Source organism: Nanhaiella sioensis, assembly GCF_046557775.1.
Classification (GTDB): domain Bacteria; phylum Bacillota; class Bacilli; order Bacillales; family SM2101; genus Nanhaiella; species Nanhaiella sioensis.
This window is the reverse complement of the sequence record NZ_JBKAEG010000002.1, coordinates 211,964-233,906: the sequence shown is the minus strand read 5'-3', so window position 1 is coordinate 233,906 and position 21,943 is coordinate 211,964. Positions and strand designations below refer to the sequence as shown.

Genomic DNA, 21,943 nt, shown 5'->3' with positions numbered 1-21,943 from the left:
ATTGTGGCATAATGGAGAAAGATAGCATGTTTCTATAAGGGCGGTCGGGGTGCAGGGAGCGGAAAAACAGGTAAACTATTATAATTGAGTAATGGGTAATGGATAGTGATATCTGGTGAAAACCTCAAGAACTATATTATATTAAATCTAATATAAGCAAATTTAATGAAAAATTCTTATAGATTTCTTAGATTTGGCTGTACATCTTTTGAGTTTTTTTGTAAAATATTAGTATCATGGTACAGCAATGGCTTTGATGTTTCTATGATAAGGGCTTAGGCCCGTGGCGTTGGGGATCGCCTGCCCGTTACGACGGGTGTCTCCCCACTTTAATCTGACTACAAGGACCCTGGCTACTCATTTGATAGCAAGGGTCTTTTTTATTAACAATTTTTGTGAAGGAGGAGAACATATTTGAAAGACATAGATTATCGAATTGGCCTTGATATTGGTACAAATTCCATTGGATGGGGTGTCATTCAATTAGACTATGACGAAATCGAAGAAAAATATGAAAAAACAAGCATTATTGATATGGGTGTTCGAATGTTTGATAAATCTGAAATCCCTAAAACAGGTGCATCCCTTGCTGAGCCTCGTCGTTTAGCTCGATCCTCCCGAAGGCGATTAAACAGACAAAAACTGAGAAAACAAAAAATTCGCAAATTGTTAGTAGAATATGATGTTATTAGTCAAGAAGAATTGAATAAATTATACCCTTTAAAAAAGGGAACAGTTGATATTTGGGATATTCGTATTGAGGGATTAGATCGTTTGTTAAATCGTTTCGAATGGACAAGATTACTCATCCACCTTTCTCAACGTAGAGGCTTTAAATCTAATCGTAAATCAGAGCTTAAAGAGACTGAAACTGGACGAGTATTAACCAACATAAAAGAAAATAAACAACGCCTATCTTCATATCGCACTGTAGGAGAAATGTGGATGAAAGACCCTTCTTTCAGAAAACTAGAAAGGCGACATAACACTACTGAAGAATATGTTTTCTCTGTTAGCAGATTTGATTTAGAAAGTGAAATAAAGACGCTATTTGAAGCACAAAGACAATTTCATTCAGAATTTGCTTCTGAAGAGATGCAAGAACAGTACATCAAGATTTGGGGGCACCAGTTACCCTTTGCTTCGGGTAACCAAATACTCAAAAAAGTCGGAGCTTGTTCTTTAGAGGATAAGGAACGACGAATTCCTAAAGCTACATATACCTTCCAATACTATATGGTACTTGATAAGTTAAATAATATAAGAATAGGTGCAAAACTTGACCCTCTGAGCAATGAACAAAGAGAGTTGATTTTAGATAAAATATTTAATCGAACAGATTATTTAAATAAAAAATCATTACCAAAAATTACGTATCATGATATACGAAAGTGGATCAAATTAGATGATTCATCTGCATTCAATAACCTCACATATGATCCTAATGAAACAATAAAAAAAATTGAGCAAAAAGAATTTGTAAATATCAAATCGTTTTATGAAATAAAAAAATGTGTGTTCAACTATATGGGAACACTAGAGGGTACTAAAAATTACACTAGATTAGATTTTGACACGTTTGGATTTGCATTAACGGTTTATAAAACAGATATGGATATTCGTTCATATTTGAAAAATCCAACAAATTTATCCAAACGTAGTTATCCTAATGAGCTTGTTGAACAATTATTACATCTCTCCTATACAAAATTTGGACATTTATCTTTTAAAGCTATTCAAAAGTTACTGCCTGTTATGTTGGAAGGAAAAACCTTTAAGCAAGCAGCAGATTTTCTAAACTATGATACAACAGGATTGAAGAAATCAGAACGACGTACGCTTCTAATTAAGATTCCTGAAGAAATTACAAATCCTATTGTGAAAAGGGCTTTAACACAATCTCGTAAAGTCATTAATGCAATAATTAAGCGATATGGCTCCCCTTTATCTATCCACATCGAATTAGCTCGGGAGTTATCAAAAGACCATAAAGAGAGACAGAAAATTATTAAGGAGCAAAATGAGAATTACAAACGTAACAAAGGTGCTATTAAGATGCTTATTGAATACGGCATATTAAATCCAACTGGTCATGATATTGTTCGTTATAAACTTTGGAAAGAGCAAGGTGAAAGATGTCCCTATTCACTAAAAAAGATTAAACCTGACACATTTTTCTCTGAGTTACGGAGAGAACGTGGAAGTGTACCAACATTAGATGTTGATCACATTTTACCGTACAGCCAAAGCTTTATGGATAGCTACCATAACAAAGTTCTTGTGTATAGTGACGAAAATCGGAAAAAGGGAGACAAAATCCCTTATGATTATTTAACGAAAAACAATTCAAATTGGGAAGCTTTTGAGAGTTATGTTCAATCTAACTCATCTTTTTCAAAAAAGAAAAAGCAGAACTTGCTGAAGAAAGAATACAGTGGCAGGGAAAGGGATCAAATAAGAGAAAGGCACCTAAATGATACTCGGTACGCAAGCAAATTCTTAAAAAACTTTATTGAACACAATTTAGAATTTAAAAAGGGGCAAGATGACAATTTTCTTAAACGGGTTCAAACAGTCAATGGGATAATAACATCTCACATCAGAAGACGTTGGGGACTAGAAAAAGAAAGACAAGATACGCACTTGCATCATGCCATGGATGCTGTTGTAGTAGCATGTACAGACCACTACATGGTGACTAGAATGACAAAATATCACAAAAACAAAGAAAATTTGAATGTACATATGAAAACGTATTTTCCTTGGCCATGGAGAGGCTTCCGAGATGAGTTACTATCCAAGATAGCAGTTCAACCTATTCCGAGTGAAGTGAAAGGTGCAATTGAATCTGGTCTGGAGTTACCTAATTATATGATTGTTTCACGTATGTTAAAGCGTTCAATTACAGGTGCTGCTCATAAAGAAACGATTATGATGAAAGCTGGGGTTGATGAGAAAGGTAAGACTGTTATTGCAAAACGTGTTCCTCTAAAAGATATTAAGTTCGATAAGCAGGGGGACTTTAAGATGGTGGGAAAAGATCAAGACAGAGCTACTTATGAAGCAATAAAACAGAGGTACCTAGATCATGGCCAGGATTCAAATAAAGCATTTGAAGAGGTGTTGCGTAAGCCCTGTAATAATGGCGTAGGTAATCCTATTCGAAAGGTGAAGGTAGAAGTAGAATCCAAATCGTTTGTTAGAGAAGTTAATGACGGGGTAGCACAAAATGGAGAATTAGTAAGAATTGATTTGTTTGAAAAAGAAGGAAAGTTATATATGGTTCCGATTTATGTTATGGACACAAGTTTATCCGAATTCCCAAACAAAGCTGTGACAACTGGTAAAGGGTACGATCAGTGGATTACAATCGATGAAACATATGACTTCAAATTTAGTCTACACCCCTATGATTTAATACGAGTTAAAAAAGCAGAAGAAGATCAGTTTTTCTATTTTATTACTCTAGATATTAACTCTGATAGAATAAATTTAAAAGATATTAATAAGCCATCGAAATCTAGTGAAATTAGGTTCAGTATTAAATCACTCGATTTACTTGAAAAATATGAAGTTGGTATTCTTGGTGATATTAAAATGGTTAAACAAGAGAAAAGACAATCATTCAGGAAGCCAAAGCAGAAAATAAATATATAAATATACTCAAAACGGTAGATAAAAATATTATAAATCTACCGTTTTAAAATTCTCTCATTTGGGTAGGATAGTAGAAACATAGAATGAAAGGAGAAGTTTTTATGAGCTGGAGACATATTATGATTACTCAAAACGCTCGTTTATCAGTAAAAAATAAACAGTTGATTATCCAGAGAGAAGAAATTCTTACTATCCCATTACAAGACATCGCATCAATTTTGATTGAAGCTCCTGCGGTTACAATTACCTCTAGCCTACTTAGTCAATGTGTCGATCATAAAATAAGCTTAATTACATGTAGTGATAAGAAACTTCCTAATGGTATTTTAACTGGATACCATCAGCACTCAAGACAATTAACTGTATTAAAGACTCAGTTAGGTTTATCTAAACCGTTTAAAAAAAGAATCTGGCAAAGAATTGTTGTACAAAAAATTCTAAACCAAGCTTATTGTTTAGATTATTTAAGTAAGGAAGGCGCTAAGGAACTTGAAAATATTGCAAAAACTGTAGAATCAGGAGATAGTTCAAACCGGGAAGCTTATGCAGCAAGGAAATATTTCCTATATCTTTTTGGAGACTCCTTTAGTAGAAGATCTGATAGTGAGCTAAATAAGTATTTAAACTATGGTTACTCGATCATGCGTAGTGCTGTAGCACGATCCTTAACAAATTACGGATTTACAACATGCTTGGGTATAGATCATGACAATCAATTAAACTCCTTTAATCTTGCTGATGATTTTATGGAGGTTTTACGACCAATCGTTGATTGTCATGTAGCTCAACAGGAACTAGATCAGTGGGACACCCAAACAAAAGCAGATATAGTAAACTTATTGAATATGAATGTCTATATAGATGGAAGCCATAGATCAATCACAACTGCCATAGATGATATCACCAAAAGCTTTATAGCATGTTGTCGCCAGCAGGACCCCTTATATCTTAAATTGCCAAAAGTGCTCCCATTAAGGGTGCATCAGTATGAGTAATTATATGAGAATTTTATTGTTTTTTGACTTGCCAGTAAAAACAAAAAAGGAGCGTCGTGATTATACAAAGTTCCGAAACTTTTTACTTAATCAAGGGTTTGATATGATGCAATATAGCGTTTATTGCCGACTATGCAATGGTCACGAATCTATGGAACGTCAATTAGACAACATCAAAAAGGTTATACCACCTAAAGGTTCTATTAGAGCTTTACCTGTTACAGAAAAACAATACGAACGCATGAGATTACTACTTGGAGATTACACAACAAATGAAAGGCATATAACAACCAATCAACTTTCGTTATTTTAAATAAGGAATACTATATCTGCATGGTCTATAATTTAAACAACGGGGAAAAATAAAGATAGAAAATAATTTAAAATATAAGGGTGTTTTTTTGAAAAACGATAAAATTCAAGGAAAAAATCATAGGATTCACTTCAAAATAATATACAAAAAAGCCTGTAAATATTGTCATTACAGGCTTTTTCGACTACCTATCATAGTACAGCAATGGCTTTAATGGAACTATGACTACGCAACATGCTACACTCCCCGTTAGGTTTATCATAGTACAGCAATGGCTTTAATGGAACTATGACTACACGTCGATATACAATGCTGTTTTCTCTATCATAGTACAGCAATGGCTTTAATGGAACTATGACGCACAAGCGCTTGATAATCCAGATATATTAATCATAGTACAGCAATGGCTTTAATGGAACTATGACGATCTTCTCCAGTAGTGCAATTCGACTCAAATCATAGTACAGCAATGGCTTTAATGGAACTATGACTATATTTTTCTTTTTCAAACCAACTGTTATATCATAGTACAGCAATGGCTTTAATGGAACTATGACATATTCGTGATACCAAAGATGTAACCACACATCATAGTACAGCAATGGCTTTAATGGAACTATGACGCATTATCCCTCATAAACTCCATGAGTTGATCATAGTACAGCAATGGCTTTAATGGAACTATGACAATCAAAACCGTCGTCGTACCAAGTAATTCTATCATAGTACAGCAATGGCTTTAATGGAACTATGACTAACAGATGTGACAACTTCGCATTCCCTTTATCATAGTACAGCAATGGCTTTAATGGAACTATGACTGTTAAAATCTCTAGCATTTAAATCCATATATCATAGTACAGCAATGGCTTTAATGGAACTATGACGGTTTTGGTGCTTTTGTATTAGGTAAGTTGATCATAGTACAGCAATGGCTTTAATGGAACTATGACATACGATGACGAACGGCGTAACAGGCGGATATCATAGTACAGCAATGGCTTTAATGGAACTATGACAAATGTATACATGGTGTGATAGAGATCGTAAATCATAGTACAGCAATGGCTTTAATGGAACTATGACCTTTTCAGCATTGTTGATACTCGTACATATATCATAGTACAGCAATGGCTTTAATGGAACTATGACGGAATTTTCGATTGTCCCGGTTGGGATGAAATCATAGTACAGCAATGGCTTTAATGGAACTATGACCTATGACCTTGCTCCCAGTTAACGTATGTATCATAGTACAGCAATGGCTTTAATGGAACTATGACGAAGACATTGGAAAGATCCTATTCGATATGAATCATAGTACAGCAATGGCTTTAATGGAACTATGACGTAAGCTAGTTGGTCAGCTTGAACGTCTTCATCATAGTACAGCAATGGCTTTAATGGAACTATGACTTCCTGCTGGTGCATCTTCCGTACCTATTGATCATAGTACAGCAATGGCTTTAATGGAACTATGACAAGAGGTAGTACCTCAGAACAATTCATATGATCATAGTACAGCAATGGCTTTAATGGAACTATGACGAAACGAATTAGTTCCCGAAAAGGGGATTAATCATAGTACAGCAATGGCTTTAATGGAACTATGACAAGCACGCTTACGAGGTGGGAACTGGTTAAATCATAGTACAGCAATGGCTTTAATGGAACTATGACATCGACTGTAAAGAGTCCAAAAATAACGGTATCATAGTACAGCAATGGCTTTAATGGAACTATGACGGTTGAACATGCCAAAAGCAGGCAAAATCAATCATAGTACAGCAATGGCTTTAATGGAACTATGACCCTTGAATACATAGTCACAGAGCTAATAAAGATATTATACATCATGAGGATAAATTAAATGTGTAAATGTTTTAGAATAAGTCATTCATAATAAGGAAAGAAGCCTTCATATAATAAGAAAGACCGTAGTCCTAACAATATATTCTACGGCCTAATGTGACAAGCGATTCTTCAAATGGATAGGCCTTTTCTAGGGTCTATTTTTTTATATTTTTATAGTACTGTAAAGAAATGTGTTGTCCCAGAAAAGAGATAGTAAGCTTTAGCGATTGATAAACTTTAATATACATCACCTCCTTATAGCCTGAAAAGTTGATGATAATATATAGTATTCAAGGTATGCCAAATTAAGTACTCTAATACAGTCAAAAAAGAAAATCATATGATACAGTTTAAAATAATACACAAAAAGCCTGTAAATATTGTCATTACAGGCTTTTTCGACTACCTATCATAGTACAGCAATGGCTTTAATCGAAATATGACTTCGGATGTATATCTTGTTCCAGTTGACAAGAGAATAGCACAGCAAAGGCTTTAGTGGATATATAATATGAGTTAACAAGTGTGAAATTATCAATTGTATAACTCTCACCATCCTCAGTTTTAAAAGGAGAAAACAAAACTTTTTAATCCGATGTGTATTATATAAAAAGAAACATTTTAATAACTTAAAATGATAAAATATATATAGTAACGATGATTAATGAGTTGGTAAGTAAGTTTAAAAACTAATTAGGTGAGGTTTCGGGTGAGATATTTATTAAAATTTTATAATTTATATATAAGTATCGGTCTTCTAATTTCTATTGTAATAATTGCTATTACGCAATTTATATGGAAGGATACACCAGAGTTTTATAGTTGGGGATCGGAACTTGGAGAAATACTTTATGCTTGTAGCTTATCGTATGTAGTGAGTTATATATTTTATATGATAGTAACTTATTTGCCTGATAAATATAGTAAGTGGATACTAAGAGATAAAATAAATAAAAAAATTCGTGATATACATAAAGAAAATGAATTAATGCTTAAAGAACTACAAAAAATTGCTAATCATCAACTTGGAAACTCAGTATCTTATCCAGAAATTGAGTTGCTAATGAGTAAAATAGATCCTTATGTCATTATTCCACTAAAAAGGAATTCTACAGCAATGATAAAGTGCGTAGATTTTCTTTATCAGTCAAAAGAAAATACAAAGGTATATATTGATGAAGTGCTAAAATTGAATCGATACATAGATGTAGAAGTCGTTGAAATTCTTTTAGATATAAAAACTTGCACTTATTTTATGATTTTAGAGGCTTTAAAGAACACATCAACAGTAATTAATTCGACAGGATTAAATACTCTGAAGAGCATGAATGTAACAGAAGATTTTTATAACTATATTAAATTATTAAATGAATTAGACAAAAAAATCAAATAAAATAAAGTCATGTTATGGGTGTAGATTTATTTATAAATATGGTGGTGAAGATGAGTGGACATTATTTATAATACAGAAATCTTTAATAATGAGCAGAGGGCAAATTTAAACCGATTTTTAAATGACAGAATTACAGAATTAAATGATCACCTTGAATTAGAAAGTCTTAAATCCATTATTGTAACCTCTGATTTCTTTTTAGATGTAATTAAATTCCAAAGAGACCATGGACTTAGTGAACATGGAGCTACTAATACTGAACATGGTCAGGCTGTTGCAAAAGTTTTAAAGCATTATAGTGAAGATGATAAACTACAACAGTCAATAATATTCAGTGATAATATATTGTATGGTTTATTCTCCGAGAAGGAAATTGCCAATAAATCGTTTCATTATCTTCACCATGAATTATGTCATATACATGACAATGCCAACTTAGAAAGAGTATACTCACAAGATGGTAAAAGAGGTGTTGGTTTAACGCATTTAGAACATATGTTAATTATTCGTGCAGATATTATTTGGCGTGAATATATAGTAGAGAGATTATCTTACACAACAGTTGAATCTGAAAGCTTTGGTAATTTAATTGGATATTTACTATATTTAATTAAAAATATAAAAGAAGTAATTGATAAGGACATTCAAGAATATCGTATTCACGCAAACATAAATAAATTTATGAAATGCCTTGAAGAAAACTCATCACTTCTTTTAAAAATAGCAGCAACAGTTTGTGGTACACTTCATAGTTTGAAGGAAAATAATGAAGTTATTTCTATGGTTAATGATGCGGTTGAACAGAAAGGTTTTACAGATGTATGGGATAGTTTGAATCAAAGATTACAAGATTTATTTGAGAAATATCCAAATTGGAATGATGTTTACGAACTAAAAGGATTAGGGGAAACAGTCTTGAAATATTGGAATACACTTAGTGTTTATCCTGAAATGACTAAAGAGGGAATGTATGTAAGCATTCCATAAGAAAGATAATAATATAGTCTTTGTCTATACTGAAAGGGACATCCTTAGCAGCATTATAATATTGGTCGCAATCAATTGTTTCACACTTGAAGAGGAGATGTTCTTTTTTTGAAAAGCGATAATATTTGTAGGGGAAATACAAAAAAATTATTGGGAAAATATTATGTGAAGCCTGTAAATATTGTCTTTACAGGCTTTTTCGACTACCTATCATAATACAGCAATGGCATTAATGGAACTATGACAGCTTAATTACTGTGGTGTTTAACATAGCATAATAAACTATAAGTAGTTTTTATTCATCCCATGATATTCCTTTCTTTAAATCCAGCTCAAATACGTTTAGGAATAGATGAAACAAATGATTACATGCTTCCTTGCCACCACAATGCTCAGGTGATAATGCAACTGTAATCAAGTCCCAATTATATAAATTCTTTAGGTAGGTTAAAGATTCTTTTACTTCTTGATCTGAATACAATAGAGGATTACAATCATATAAATCTTCTTCATTAAAGAAATCTAAATCAATATTGAGTATTAAGGAATTATCCCGAATATATGGTTCTACTTCTCCAAGTGAGATTGCTCTTTTTAGTTCTTGAATGGAGTGAACTCTAACACCCTCATATATGCGTCCTTCTACTCGTTTCCTACTCCAATCATCGAAAGGTTCATTACTACCTGCAAAATCTGAAACGTAGATAATGTTATTGATTGTTTCACGACCGAATGCTGGCCAGATGAACGTATCGATATTAACATAATTCTCTGTAAAAGCTTTTATGTTTTCTAAGCCCTTAATGTTTATGTATTCGGGATTATCCTCTAAAACGAAAGGGCAATCATCTAGATGAGCGTCCACATGAAAAAGAGTAGCGTTAGGCTGTATTAACCCTTTTTCTCTTGTTAATTCCCATATATAAAATGCCCATTTGTGCTGATCCATAAAATAAATTTTCTTTTCAGGAAAGTATATTTTATTCTCGTCTCTCATTAGCTCTCTCCCCCCTGATTGACCTTATCTATAGTATATATGAAAATTTAGAAAATACTCGTAAATGTATAGTACAGCAATGGCTTTAATGAAACAATACAATCAGAACACTATTCTTTTATTATTTCAACAACATCCTCAATTTTACAATCTAAAGTTAAGCAAATCGTTTCGAGTGTTTTTATGTTGACATATTGATCTTTAGTCATATTTGAAATTATTGTTGGGGATAGACCTGTAGCCTCCCTTAATTGTTTTTTGTTCATATCTAAATCAATCAACAATTTCCACAGTGGCTTGTAAGTAATAATTGTTATCACCCCGTTTGAGAACCTATATATAATTACTATTTTATAAAATATTTTACCACAAGAATTGTTTGTTACGAATAAATATAAATTTTTTAGTAATTCACTATATTGAATACAAAATATTGTACAAAAAGTACATTAAAATGTTATAATTAGTTTAAGGTAATGAGATTTTCGTTTGACGGGGGTAGGTGATCTATTTGAAAAGAATAGAAAAGAAAATACTACATAACGTGATTGACGAAATTGCGATTGAATATGAGCTGACGAATAAAGAAAAAGAGTTGATTTTTGAACTTTGCATGCGGGGTTGTACGAATTATGAAGCTGCAAAAAAATTAATGATCTCAAGTAGCACAGTGCAGAATAGACTATCTACAATTTTGTCAAAAATGGACAAAAATAATGTGCGTGAAATTCTGGCGTTAGTAATCAGAATATTACTCGAAAAGCTAAAAAAACAACGATATAAAATAGATTGAGTGTCAATTGTTCTTTACAGAAAGCTATTTTTTTGAGAGTTTAGTAGTAAGAGAATTAATAGAATCGGAGGGGATATGATGAAAAAGTTTGCACCTATAGTATTGTCTATGAGTATAGCATTCAGTGGTTTCTCAGCGGTAATTCCAAATGATTCAGTAGTACATGCTGAAACAGTAGCTTTTCAAGATGTATCTGAAAGTTATTGGGCCTTTAAGGAAATTCAGTATCTAAAAGAAAAAGGCATTGCAGAAGCTAGGGAAGGTAATACGTTTGCTCCTGATGCTACTGTGACAAGAGCACAAACCGCTCGTATACTAGCAAAAGCGTTGAATCTTGATCTTGAAGATGCAAAAGGATATAGGGAATTTTACGATGTTCCCACCGAGCATTCAGATTACGCATATATACAAGCGGTTGTGAAGGCTGGAATTTTCGACGGGAAATCAACAGGGATATTCGACCCTGAAGCGGAGTTAACTCGTTCTCAAATGGCGAAGGTGATAGTAAATGCTTTTAATATACAAGGGTTTTCTGACAAGGATTTTAATGATATAGACACACAGCATTGGGCTTATCGTTATATTTCAATTCTTCGGCACAATGAAATCACAACAGGGTATCAAGATAATACTTTTCGAGCGGATGCTAGTAACACAAGAGCGCAACTTGCAGTGTTTGTGTATCGTGCTATGACAAATGAACCTGTGAAACCTATAGCAACAGACGATTATAAAAAAATGACTGTGGAGCAATTGAGAGAAACCTATGGAGATAGAAAGATACTAGCTCGTGAGATTGATGAAGAAAAAGGAATTGATAATCTTGTAGTAATTGACTATATCAAGGAGTTGTATGAGTTTATTTCACATGGAGACAGTTTCAGATTAACTCCAGAAGAGTACTTTGAGCAAGCTGAAAGAGGAGGACTTTTAAGTTCGGGACAAAAAATGGAGGATAGATACCCTTTCTATGATGCTTTTGTTGTCGGACAAGATACATTATCGAATCACCCCCAACAAGACTGGTATTTTGATTATCGAAGAACTATGCCTATTAGGCAATTAAAGATGTATGAAGAATATGGTACTAAAACATTTGATTTCATTGATTTTACTAAAAACGTTTTACCCACGAGACCAACAAGTAAAGATGGGATTATAATAGATATTCAATTAAAGTCTATCCATTATCCAATCTATCGACATGACTCCGTTAATACTGACCGGTTTGCTTCAAAATCATATACGAAAAAAGAAGTAGATATGATAGATGGATTATCCCTATATAAGCAATATGGTGATGTTGAAATTGATAGTGAAACATTAATTATAAAAGTGAATGGAAACAAATTAGAGCTAAAACATAACAATAAACAAGCAAAGTTAAATGGAGAAATGATTTCTCTCACTATTGCTCCTGAATTATTAAATGATACAATGTATGTCCCGCTAGTAGAAGTATCTAAAAAACTCGAATTATACACTCGAGATATTCCTAAATTTCACAGAATTGAAATATCTAATGAACAGTTAAAACCTGATTACAAATAACATATCATTTCTTGAATTTTTATAGTGGAAATGATATAGTCCTAATTAATAGAATAAAAACTGTAGCGGAAGACGCACTTAAACCTTACCAGGTTTAGTGCGTCTTTTTTTATTGCTCACAAAGGGGGTTAAAATATTTGTCGAGACTAATTGAACGATTGAAAATGCTATCGAAGCGAAAGAAAATTATATTATTAATATCACTATTAGTTATCGGTTCACTTTTTCTGTTCGTAATACCTGGTCAAGCTTTTATCAGCCTAAACCCTTATCCTGATGCGGTTGCCGGAGACCCAAACAAGGGTGATGAAAAAGGGACTCACATCGATAGTAATGATTTAACTGCAGACTCAATAGGTTATTTCTATATGAGAAATAACATAGTGAAAATTAAGGAGTACATTGGAGGTATCCCTTCATGGGGGGAAACTCCTCATTTCGGACCATATTCACCAACCACTGAAATTGGAGAAACAATGCATCTTACGGGAGAAGGTGACTCAAGAATTGGTTATTCGATTGTTGATAATTCTTATTCAACAATTGAAAAGTGGGTTAAAACCTTCAATGGGGATATTGATTATGTAAATACGAATCTAAGAAATGTTGAATTAATTTGTAATGATTCAAAGTATCCTTGTGATGGTACAAGAGAGTACATGACCTACCTCGGAGACATAGCAAAACTGTCAGGTGCATACATCAAGTTTGAAAAAGAATTTATTCGTGGCGGTGAAAACTATGGTCTTGTATATGCATGGGTGACTGAGTACCCTTCCGTAGACTCTATCAACCTCTCAAGACAATCGGATTCAACAGTATATGTTGACATTGACTTCAGTGAGTATGCTTTTACATATGATGATGCTGCTATCGACGTGAAAATCACTGACCCTAGGGGTTCAGTTGTTTATAATCGCTCAGGGCTAACCGGTAGCAAACGTTCAGGTTCAAGAGATGAATCTACTACACATAAGACTTCGTTAAACTTTGAATCTACTGGAGAAGGGAATTATCGAGTTGAAGTGACTGTAATTGATGGAGTTGAACGTCAAACTTCCAAAACAGAAACAATCAGTGTTGGAAGTGGAGGGGGTACTGATCCTCAAGACCCTAACGGACCAATTGCAGATTTTAGATGGAGTCCAACGTCACCTAACGCTGGAGATAATGTGAGATTTAGAGATGAAAGTATGCACCCTGATAATCTACAAATTGTTCAGTGGGAATGGAAATATTCTGGTGATGTTTTTTCTACTGAACAGAATCCAAACTATGAATTTGAGACTGAAGGACAGAAAAATGTTGTGTTAACTGTCACAGATGAAAACGGGAAAAAAGATGACGTTGAATACACTATCACAGTCGGTGAGGCTAACCTAGACCCTATCGCCTGTATCAGTGGACAAGATGAAGCCTATGTGGGGGATAGTTATTATTACGATTCTTGCTCTTACGACCCTGACGGTCAAATTGCTCTGTATGGTTGGGATAATGGAAGCGAAGACATAGGCGACCTTGAGATAATTGAAGATGAACTTGTAAAAGTGACGTTTAAAGAGATAGGGACTTTTGAATTGTGGCATGGTGTAGACGATTTTCGAGGTGGACATGACGAAACAATTAAAGAGATTGAAGTTCTAGAACCTATTCCTACAGCTCGAATTAAAACAATTGGTCAATTGAAAGTCAATAAAAAGATTGATATTGATATTTCAGAAAGTGAAACTCCTGGTGATAGTGTGATGGAATGGGAGCTTTCAAAAATAGAAATAACACCAGTAGAAGGGCAAAACGTCGAGAGTATCAAATATTCTGGTAGCTTAGATGGGGTTATCACAAAACCAGTCATGTTCAAAGAGAAAGGGTACTACAAAATTACAGCTACCGTAAAAAATAATTATGGATACTCAGATACCACAGAAACAGTAATCTTCATTAGCCCAGATAAACCACCTGAAGCTGACTTTAATACAGAGACTACTATATATAGAGAAGAAAACAGTGATTACGCATTTATAAAAGCAACAGATAATAGTCGTTCTCCTGATGGAGATACAATTGCAAAAAGGATATGGACAATTACATTTGATTCTGATAATGACGGAAATTTTGAAGATGAAACCCCAACTGTTATGGATGATGGTAATACCATAGAAGTTGATTACCGTGTGAATCATGTTGGTGAATATAAACTAGAATTAGAGGTAATCGAAGGTGGAAGCGAGGATGTTATTCCGGAGTTTTATGATCCTAGTGAAGCTCTAAAGGATGATACGACAGATAAAGAATTAGAATTAAAGATTGTTGATGTGAATAACTATGCACCTGATTTCGATTATGAGGTTAGCAAATATGTAACAGTGAACATAAATTTTCCGATTGGAGATGAAGATATATCGGAATCAGAATTACGATCAGCCATCAATAGCACTTTATTACCTAAATTACATGAAAACAATATTAACTTGAATTACGCAATTAAAAAATATCCGTATGGAAATAGAGCAGAATCGTTAGGAATTGGAGCTAACCGACTATTAGCTGTGTCTAATAGAAATTATTTATTGTTTCAGGAACTTCCAACAAATTCATGGGGTACGCCGGATACTTCGTACTATAATGTTCGAACTGGTAATGTAGCAAAAATAACCGCAGATTCTCTTAAGTATTCATCTGTATTTATGTCAAGGTATTCAAACTACTTTCTTTATCGTGAACACGTTGGTAATTCAAATCATGGTGGGTATTCAAAATTTTGGGAAGGCCGTCTATACGATGATGGCAGTAGTTCAGGACGTCTAAAATACACAATCCGTAATGATGATTATGATCACGGGGCCTATATAAGTGATAGTGGTAATTATTTGTACTATCAGGGTGACGACGACCGACCAGTTACATTTTATTGGAAGGGTGATAGGGATTATCCACTATGGACATTGGACCTAGATGATTATCATTATGGTTTATTAACAGATGATGATACTAGGTTCTATACGTTAACTGATGATGATGATGATAGGGTTGTGGAATTTGAGATAACTGATAGATACAATAGCGGATATAGAAAAAGAAATCTTTATGTTTATGATGTGAGATATTTGTTAGAATCTACACCTAATGATTGGGTATATTACACTACTAATAACGGAAGTGGAAAAGACGTGTATCGCTTTCACCAAGACTCCCATGAAGTACAATTTCTATTTACAGCTCAAACTGAAGGAGTTGTAGATAAATATGCTTTTGAAGTATCAGAAGATGACTCCACTTTTTATGTAGCAGAAAGACAATATGATAGACAGCTAGAAATAAATAATTATTATATTGTTCAATACGACATTAATGGTAATAGAGAAGTCTTATATTCAGGTAATTTTTATGATGAAATTTTTTTACTTGGTGATAAAGTGTATTTCAAAGATCACAATACTGACACAATCAGTACAATTAAAGAAACGACTACACTTGATTTAGATAATGATTTATTGGATTTTGATTGGGATACTACAAACCCAAAATACTATGTTCCAATCTTTAAAGATACTTTTTCTGAATTAAATGATACTACTTATCAAACTACATTTGCCAATGTGTTATTAAATAATGACATTAAATACTATCCATTTGGTTCAAGTGTAAGTCAAAGTCAACACGATGCTATTTTAAATTATTCAAATAGTATAGAAGGAATGTTCATAAATAACAGTAATCTAACGAATTCATTAACTACATTAGCTAACGAAATTATAGCCGAATATAGCCAGTCAACGTCTAAAGAAATTACTGTCACTTTAGATGACAATGTAAATTATGAGGAATCTTATGCTGACTTTGAAGGAGATCCTAAATACAGTGAAAGACATGTCTACAGGCATGATGCAACCTTCTATGAAAATTCAATGGGAACTTGGGATATTCATGAACAACAATTAAGTCAACCTGTAACACAGTTTGATAAAGTCGGAAGATATACATTAAACAGTGAAGCAAGGGACAACCCTGTTGAAAGTGATAACTCTTTTGACGAATATCGTAAGTGGTCACCACCGTCTGAATTAATTCTAAATGTACACAGGAAGCCTATACCTGAGTTCGATGTGTACTCGCGAAGTGGAAGAATTACAGTATATGATTATTCTTATGATTTAGACAAATATTCTGATGGTGAAAAGGGAATTAAGCAGAAATGGTGGCATTATCGTGAAGTAGGTACAACTAGATGGTACGCAACAGGAAGTTCTCCGCCATCCTGGCTTCAAACTGGAAAAACATATGAAATTCAATTAACAGTGCAAGATTTTCAGGGAGAATATGCTGTTCATACTGAGACTGTAGAAAATGTGAGCACAGTACCTAACCAACCACCAGTCGCATATTTTACTTATTCACCAACACAGGGGATTGAACCAAACGATACTGTAAATTTGTACGATGAGTCATATGATCCCGAAGGTGACGACCTGATTCATTATTGGCAATATTATTCACTTTCAAGAAATGAGTGGACTAATTTTTCAAATTATAATTCCATAGATAATACCGCTCATTTTCAATCTGAAGGGGATTGGAGAGTTCGAAAAAGAGTACAAGAAGCTACAGGAGAACAAAAATACTCAGAGTGGTTTGAACAGATTATTCCTGTCAGAACATCTAATACACCCCCAACACCGGGGTTTACACACCAAAGTCCATACTATATAGGTCAACAAATCACATTACGTTCAACTGCTATAGACGCAGACAACGACCCGCTCACCTACCGCTACACAGTCGAAAAGCGAGACGGTAGCATAGTTACTTACCAAACAGGCGATGATGAAGTAGATGGCAGTGGAAATCTATCATTTATTAGTGACCAAATTGGGAACTGGATGATTACTCAATATGTAACCGATGGCAAGAGCCCTGAAGTAAGTTTCACAGATACCATTGAGATACTCGATTTAGATATTGAAGGAGCGGTGAATCATCCTATCGCATGGGAGATGAGGCGTCAAAAATATAATCTAAGAAATAGTGGCAACATTCATGAACCATGGGATATTAATACTTTTCTTGCAGGTGAAGCTTTTAAACTATCAGCTGATACAACGGATACTGATTCGACACTGATAGCCACTCATGTCCTTGTTACTATGATGGAGACAGGTGACCAAACCCTTTTAGCTCCTGTTAATTTAGAGAGAACAGAGTGGGAAGGTGAAATCGCAGAGGACGACCATGACAAGTTACCAGAAGGACCTTACACTTTTCTATTTGAAGTATTGTACTCCAATGATATTATCAGAAACGATGAAGTCATAGTGAACGTAGATAAAGATTCAATTCATCAATTCTTCGAATTGATACGTGTTGAATAGTGTGGTAAAATTGTTTGTAATCAAATACGGAAATGTAGCGGAAGACGCACTTAAACCTTTACGGGTTAGGTGCGTCTTTTTTTCTATATAAAACAGGAGGGAAAAGAAATGACCACTATGGAAAGAAAGGTACTTTATACAATCACACCACAAAACAAAGGTGAATGTATCAGTGTTTTGCGTAAGAAGATGGGCTTCACGCAGGAAAAACTAGCAAAACAATTAGGCACTGGTAGAAGTACAGTCGTCAAAATGGAATTAGGCGAGCGTGATGTATCCCCTTATGTGTGGAGTCGAACGGTTAGATTAGCATATGAAATGTTAGGGACATGTGACGTGACCCTTATAGAATTTGAGAGTACTCTTTCGAGTCTCCTAGAAAACAAGTCGGTGATGAGATGATGAATGAAATCATTGTAGGTACAGGAAATGAAGAATTAGACGAGCTGATTAGAGGTGACCTTGAACAAAATAATATAGGGAAAGTTGTGTCAACAGTTACAACACGAAAGAGTTTAGTTAACCGCGTCTTTGAACTTATGCCTTCTATCGTATTTATAGGAGACGATTTAGTAGGCTTAGAGGAAAACAGTGATGATGAATGGATATTGGTCATTGAAGAACTTAGAAAGATTAGCTCATCTTTACGAGTCATCTTCTTTTGTGACAGACCGATAGATGATGTATTCCTCACAAAACTTACTACACTAAACATTCTGGATATTTTTCATGAAGGCAATCTTCCTCCTGCATACATAGAACAACTCCAAGCAGCTCCCGCTTACAAAAACATCGAACAGTTCAGGGGAAAAGTTGATACCGTAACTGAAGACATGCAGAAAGAGCGTGAACGACAGCTGGAGCAACAGCGAAAAGAAAAAGAAGCGGAGAGTATCATTCATGAAGGGAAAAAGCCACGTGAAGGGCGTGTGATTGAAACCCTTGTCCCCATCTATGAACAGTTAGTCATTCAACCCCATCTAATTGTTGTAGCAAGCGCATTTGAAGGAGCTGGGTCATCTATTATAGGTAGAATACTAGCAGAGTACTTATCCTCGTTAAACCTGCATGTAGGCGTTTTAGAGAGTCCATTTGCAAAGCCATATTGGTTTGACGCATTAGATGCTTCTAAACATATAAAAGGTGAATGGAAAAGTTGGCATAGGCAACTAGAGGAAAATGAACAGGTACAAAAAGGTAGTGACCTTGAGATTCATAATGTGACATACCTTATTCGTAATCAGAGAGAAACATATAAAAAGTGGGATATGATGAAAACAGCTCATTTAGTAGGCTATGCAAGACAAATTCCTATTTTAATCTATGACATGTCTCATGGTGTTCACAATGAAGAAGAGAAGCTTATCTTAAGACAGGCTAACAATATTATTTTAACAACCAAGTTCGACCCTGTACGAGTAAACAGAGAGCATGAGTCCTATAAAAAAATGGTGGAGTACATGAGTGCAGAACAATTAGGAGAGAAGATGATTGTGATAGCAAATGAATCAACTCCATATTTGAAGAAAAAGTACGAAAAGATGTTGTTAGGGTGTTATGGGGTAGAAAAAATGGTGCATTTCCCTACCATTCAAAACATAAATGAGTGGTTAATGGATGGAAAGGGCATATGGAACAGCTTAAATGAGAAAGAAAATGAATCAATTCAGGATATCATGAGTGATCTAGGACAACTTATTCTATCAAAAGAAACGTATCAGAAGCTAGCTCGACCAAAACAAAAGCAAGGATTATTTGCTCGGTTTATGAAAAATAAACAATCGAAAATAGATAGCAAGAATGAGGGTGTTGTAGATGAGGGAAAAGGGGGGCTTTACAAGAAATAAAAACTTGATTTTTTCTATGTTTGATAGTTTGTTAATTATCCTCTATACTTAACTTATTATAATTATTTATTATTTGCTCTTAAGTGAGCCCTTAAACGAGCCACAAGCCCTATGGGTGACATTTTCTTTTTCGGAAGAAGTGTGTCCTCATAGGGCTATTTGAGCTTAAAAACGCGAAGGAGGTAAATGATGAGAACATAATAATGAAAGAGGTAAGAGGAATACTGCTTTTTATGTATAATAATTATATTTGAAGAGGTGAGCAGTTTGGAAAACAAACCGAACTATCATGGAACGTTATATAACATTGCGCCTAGAATGGACAGGCTATTACAAATATTCACGAATAGCAGCAGTAGAACACAAGTAACTTCACATTGGCTTGTTTATCTCTTAATGCTAGAGTTGAAGGATATCCCAAAATTCTTTAAGGTAATTACTAAACTAAAACCTACGCATTCTAAAAATGATGAAAAAGACATAACAAATATAAACTTGACAATTATACCTCTCCTGTTTGGAGGAGTTATTCCTACTACAACTAAGTGGTTAACAGAAATACAGTGGTACTGGTTAATTGGAATAGGGTTAGCTTCATTTATACTTTTTCTAATTGTTATAGCCCCACTATATTTTAGCAAAATGCTTAATGTATACCATCCTGATTTTCACCTTCCAGCTTACATGCAATTCAGAAAGAACGAATATGAGTTATTAAATCATTCTGTAATTGATCCAAACTTTTCTTATGCAGGACTATCACAGTATGTAAATGGAGTTGTTACAAAACAAGATGATGTACATAGAGCTGTACAATTATTAAAAGAAGAACACACACAACGGGTCCAAGAGATGAAAAGTGAGAAGGATCTGATACAACAAAAGCATGAAGAAGCAATAGAGAAATATAAAGAAGCTGTTGCGCTACTAGAAGATGAACTTATATTTACAGAAGATATTGTCACCTATTTACTTGATTTTCTATCGGAAATTAACTTACTCTTAAAAGATATGTCAAAGGGGATCTATAGGTTCTCAGACCTGAGATTACTAACTGGTTTTACTTTGTATACGATGGAAGGTGATACTTTGATTCAAATAGCAGCTGAAAAGCCGTACATTGATTCGGAAGTATCCCTTAATATACATGAAAATGAATTGGATGACTGTATGATACCTGCAGTTATTGTAGCAACGGAAAAAGAGAGCGTGCCTCAGTTTTTTCAAACCAAAGAAGGTTACTTTATAATAAGCTATTACATGAAGCTAAAAAGCTCTGAATGGATAATTAATTTCCAGATTGATAAGGAAAGAAACCCTAGAGCTTGGTATTTGTTAGCAACCGATGATATAATAGATTCAAAGTATATAATGAATATCTTTCATTCATTGTGTTTGTTGATGGAAGGGAAAGTAACCAAGGAGGAGGACGAGAAAAATGAGTTTCGCAAAAGCCAAAACAAATAACCCAGATAAGTCTAGAAAAGAATCAGTTCCTGGTTGGGAACGTGTTTCACCTGTACCATCTCGCCCTCAAAGACAAATCATTAGCGACCGACAGGCAAAAAGACGTTCTTATATAGAAAAACTAAATCAGGAAGTTGAAAAAGAACTACAAACAATAAATAACTAAGAGTAATTCACATAAAAAATGACCGTCAATTCAATGATGGTCATTTTTATTTTGGTAGATTATCTATTATTTTTTTACGTTTCCTCCGGCGCCCTGCTAATATCTCTTCCATACTCCTTCTAGGAGTTGGTTTCACTCTTTTTTTTCGTATGTCTACTATCTTATCTGCCTTATTCTTTTTTTCTCTCATGCAATCTCCATCTCCTTTAATCTAATCATTATGCATTTTCACCTAAAGTATTTCCTCCTAAACATAAATTTTCTTTATAATGTTTATGAGGAATGAGTTTAATTGTTAGTTTAGATATATAGTTTTTTCACACTTCCAAGATGTAGAAGTACATTGCATGTTAGTGAAAAATAATCTAAAATAGAATATATTATTAATTTTCTGCTCAAATTTGAGCCCTTTAACGAGAACCAAGCCCTATGGGTGACATTTTTCTTTTTGGAAGAACATGTCCTCATAGGGCTTTTTTGCGTTTTAGGAAAATAGCTCCATAGCTTATAGAAGCTAAAGTTTCACCTAGCGAACACAAGCAAAAGGTGGCTACTCT

At 34.1% G+C, this 21,943-nt stretch carries 14 protein-coding genes and 1 CRISPR repeat array; of the genes, 12 read left to right on the top strand and 2 right to left on the bottom strand.

Translation table 11 applies throughout. From position 1 onward, the window contains the following. Positions 1–414 precede the first annotated feature (414 nt). The 5 genes from cas9 (at position 415) to V1503_RS24465 (ending at position 9,199) form a co-directional block, all read left to right on the top strand. Positions 415–3,657: a type II CRISPR RNA-guided endonuclease Cas9 gene (gene cas9, locus V1503_RS24485; RefSeq protein ID WP_410629865.1), complete on the top strand. Its 3,243-nt coding sequence runs from the start codon at positions 415–417 to the stop codon at positions 3,655–3,657. 101 nt (positions 3,658–3,758) lie between these two features. Then, entirely contained in the window at positions 3,759–4,652 is an 894-nt protein-coding gene (gene cas1 / locus V1503_RS24480; RefSeq protein WP_410629863.1) for a type II CRISPR-associated endonuclease Cas1, read from the top strand. Then, positions 4,645–4,965 carry a CRISPR-associated endonuclease Cas2 gene (gene cas2 / locus V1503_RS24475; RefSeq protein ID WP_410629862.1) on the top strand — a complete coding sequence of 107 codons (321 nt, stop codon included), beginning with the start codon at positions 4,645–4,647 and terminating at the stop codon, positions 4,963–4,965. The genes cas1 and cas2 overlap by 8 nt, the downstream gene beginning before the upstream one ends. Before the next feature lie 190 nt (positions 4,966–5,155). Next, positions 5,156–6,777: direct repeats of the CRISPR family, unit length 36 nt; unit sequence ATCATAGTACAGCAATGGCTTTAATGGAACTATGAC. A gap of 751 nt (positions 6,778–7,528) precedes the next feature. Further along, entirely contained in the window at positions 7,529–8,212 is a 684-nt protein-coding gene (locus V1503_RS24470) for a hypothetical protein (RefSeq protein WP_410629860.1), read from the top strand. Positions 8,213–8,266: 54 nt separating this feature from the next. Then, positions 8,267–9,199: a hypothetical protein gene (locus tag V1503_RS24465; protein ID WP_410629858.1), complete on the top strand. Its 933-nt coding sequence runs from the start codon at positions 8,267–8,269 to the stop codon at positions 9,197–9,199. 295 nt (positions 9,200–9,494) lie between these two features. Here V1503_RS24465 and V1503_RS24460 read toward each other — a convergent pair whose 3' ends face one another. Then, complete coding sequence (locus tag V1503_RS24460; protein WP_410629856.1) at positions 9,495–10,196, bottom strand: peptide arginase family protein; 702 nt, start codon at positions 10,194–10,196, stop codon at positions 9,495–9,497. 110 nt (positions 10,197–10,306) lie between these two features. Next, a complete protein-coding gene (locus tag V1503_RS24455; RefSeq protein WP_410629854.1) occupies positions 10,307–10,516 on the bottom strand; it encodes a helix-turn-helix domain-containing protein in 210 nt (69 codons plus the stop codon). A 191-nt stretch (positions 10,517–10,707) separates the two neighbouring features. Here V1503_RS24455 and V1503_RS24450 point away from each other — a divergent pair, with 191 nt between their 5' ends. From V1503_RS24450 to V1503_RS24420, 7 genes are all read left to right on the top strand, one after another. Then, positions 10,708–10,989, top strand: a complete 282-nt coding sequence (locus V1503_RS24450) for a helix-turn-helix transcriptional regulator (protein WP_410629852.1) — start codon at positions 10,708–10,710, stop codon at positions 10,987–10,989. Between the two features lie 78 nt (positions 10,990–11,067). Then, entirely contained in the window at positions 11,068–12,540 is a 1,473-nt protein-coding gene (locus tag V1503_RS24445) for an S-layer homology domain-containing protein (protein WP_410629850.1), read from the top strand. Between the two features lie 137 nt (positions 12,541–12,677). Further along, positions 12,678–17,906 (top strand): PKD domain-containing protein, encoded by a 5,229-nt coding sequence (locus V1503_RS24440; protein ID WP_410629848.1) that lies wholly within the window; start codon positions 12,678–12,680, stop codon positions 17,904–17,906. A 108-nt stretch (positions 17,907–18,014) separates the two neighbouring features. Beyond that, the gene (locus tag V1503_RS24435; protein ID WP_410629846.1) at positions 18,015–18,308 is read left to right on the top strand and encodes a helix-turn-helix transcriptional regulator; all 294 of its coding nucleotides are present in this window, start codon (positions 18,015–18,017) and stop codon (positions 18,306–18,308) included. Next, entirely contained in the window at positions 18,308–19,753 is a 1,446-nt protein-coding gene (locus tag V1503_RS24430) for a hypothetical protein (RefSeq protein ID WP_410629845.1), read from the top strand. Before V1503_RS24435 ends, V1503_RS24430 begins: the two co-directional genes overlap by 1 nt. Before the next feature lie 267 nt (positions 19,754–20,020). After that, a complete protein-coding gene (locus V1503_RS24425; RefSeq protein WP_410629843.1) occupies positions 20,021–21,220 on the top strand; it encodes a hypothetical protein in 1,200 nt (399 codons plus the stop codon). Beyond that, positions 21,192–21,386 carry a hypothetical protein gene (locus tag V1503_RS24420; RefSeq protein ID WP_410629841.1) on the top strand — a complete coding sequence of 65 codons (195 nt, stop codon included), beginning with the start codon at positions 21,192–21,194 and terminating at the stop codon, positions 21,384–21,386. Before V1503_RS24425 ends, V1503_RS24420 begins: the two co-directional genes overlap by 29 nt. Positions 21,387–21,943: the final 557 nt, after the last annotated feature.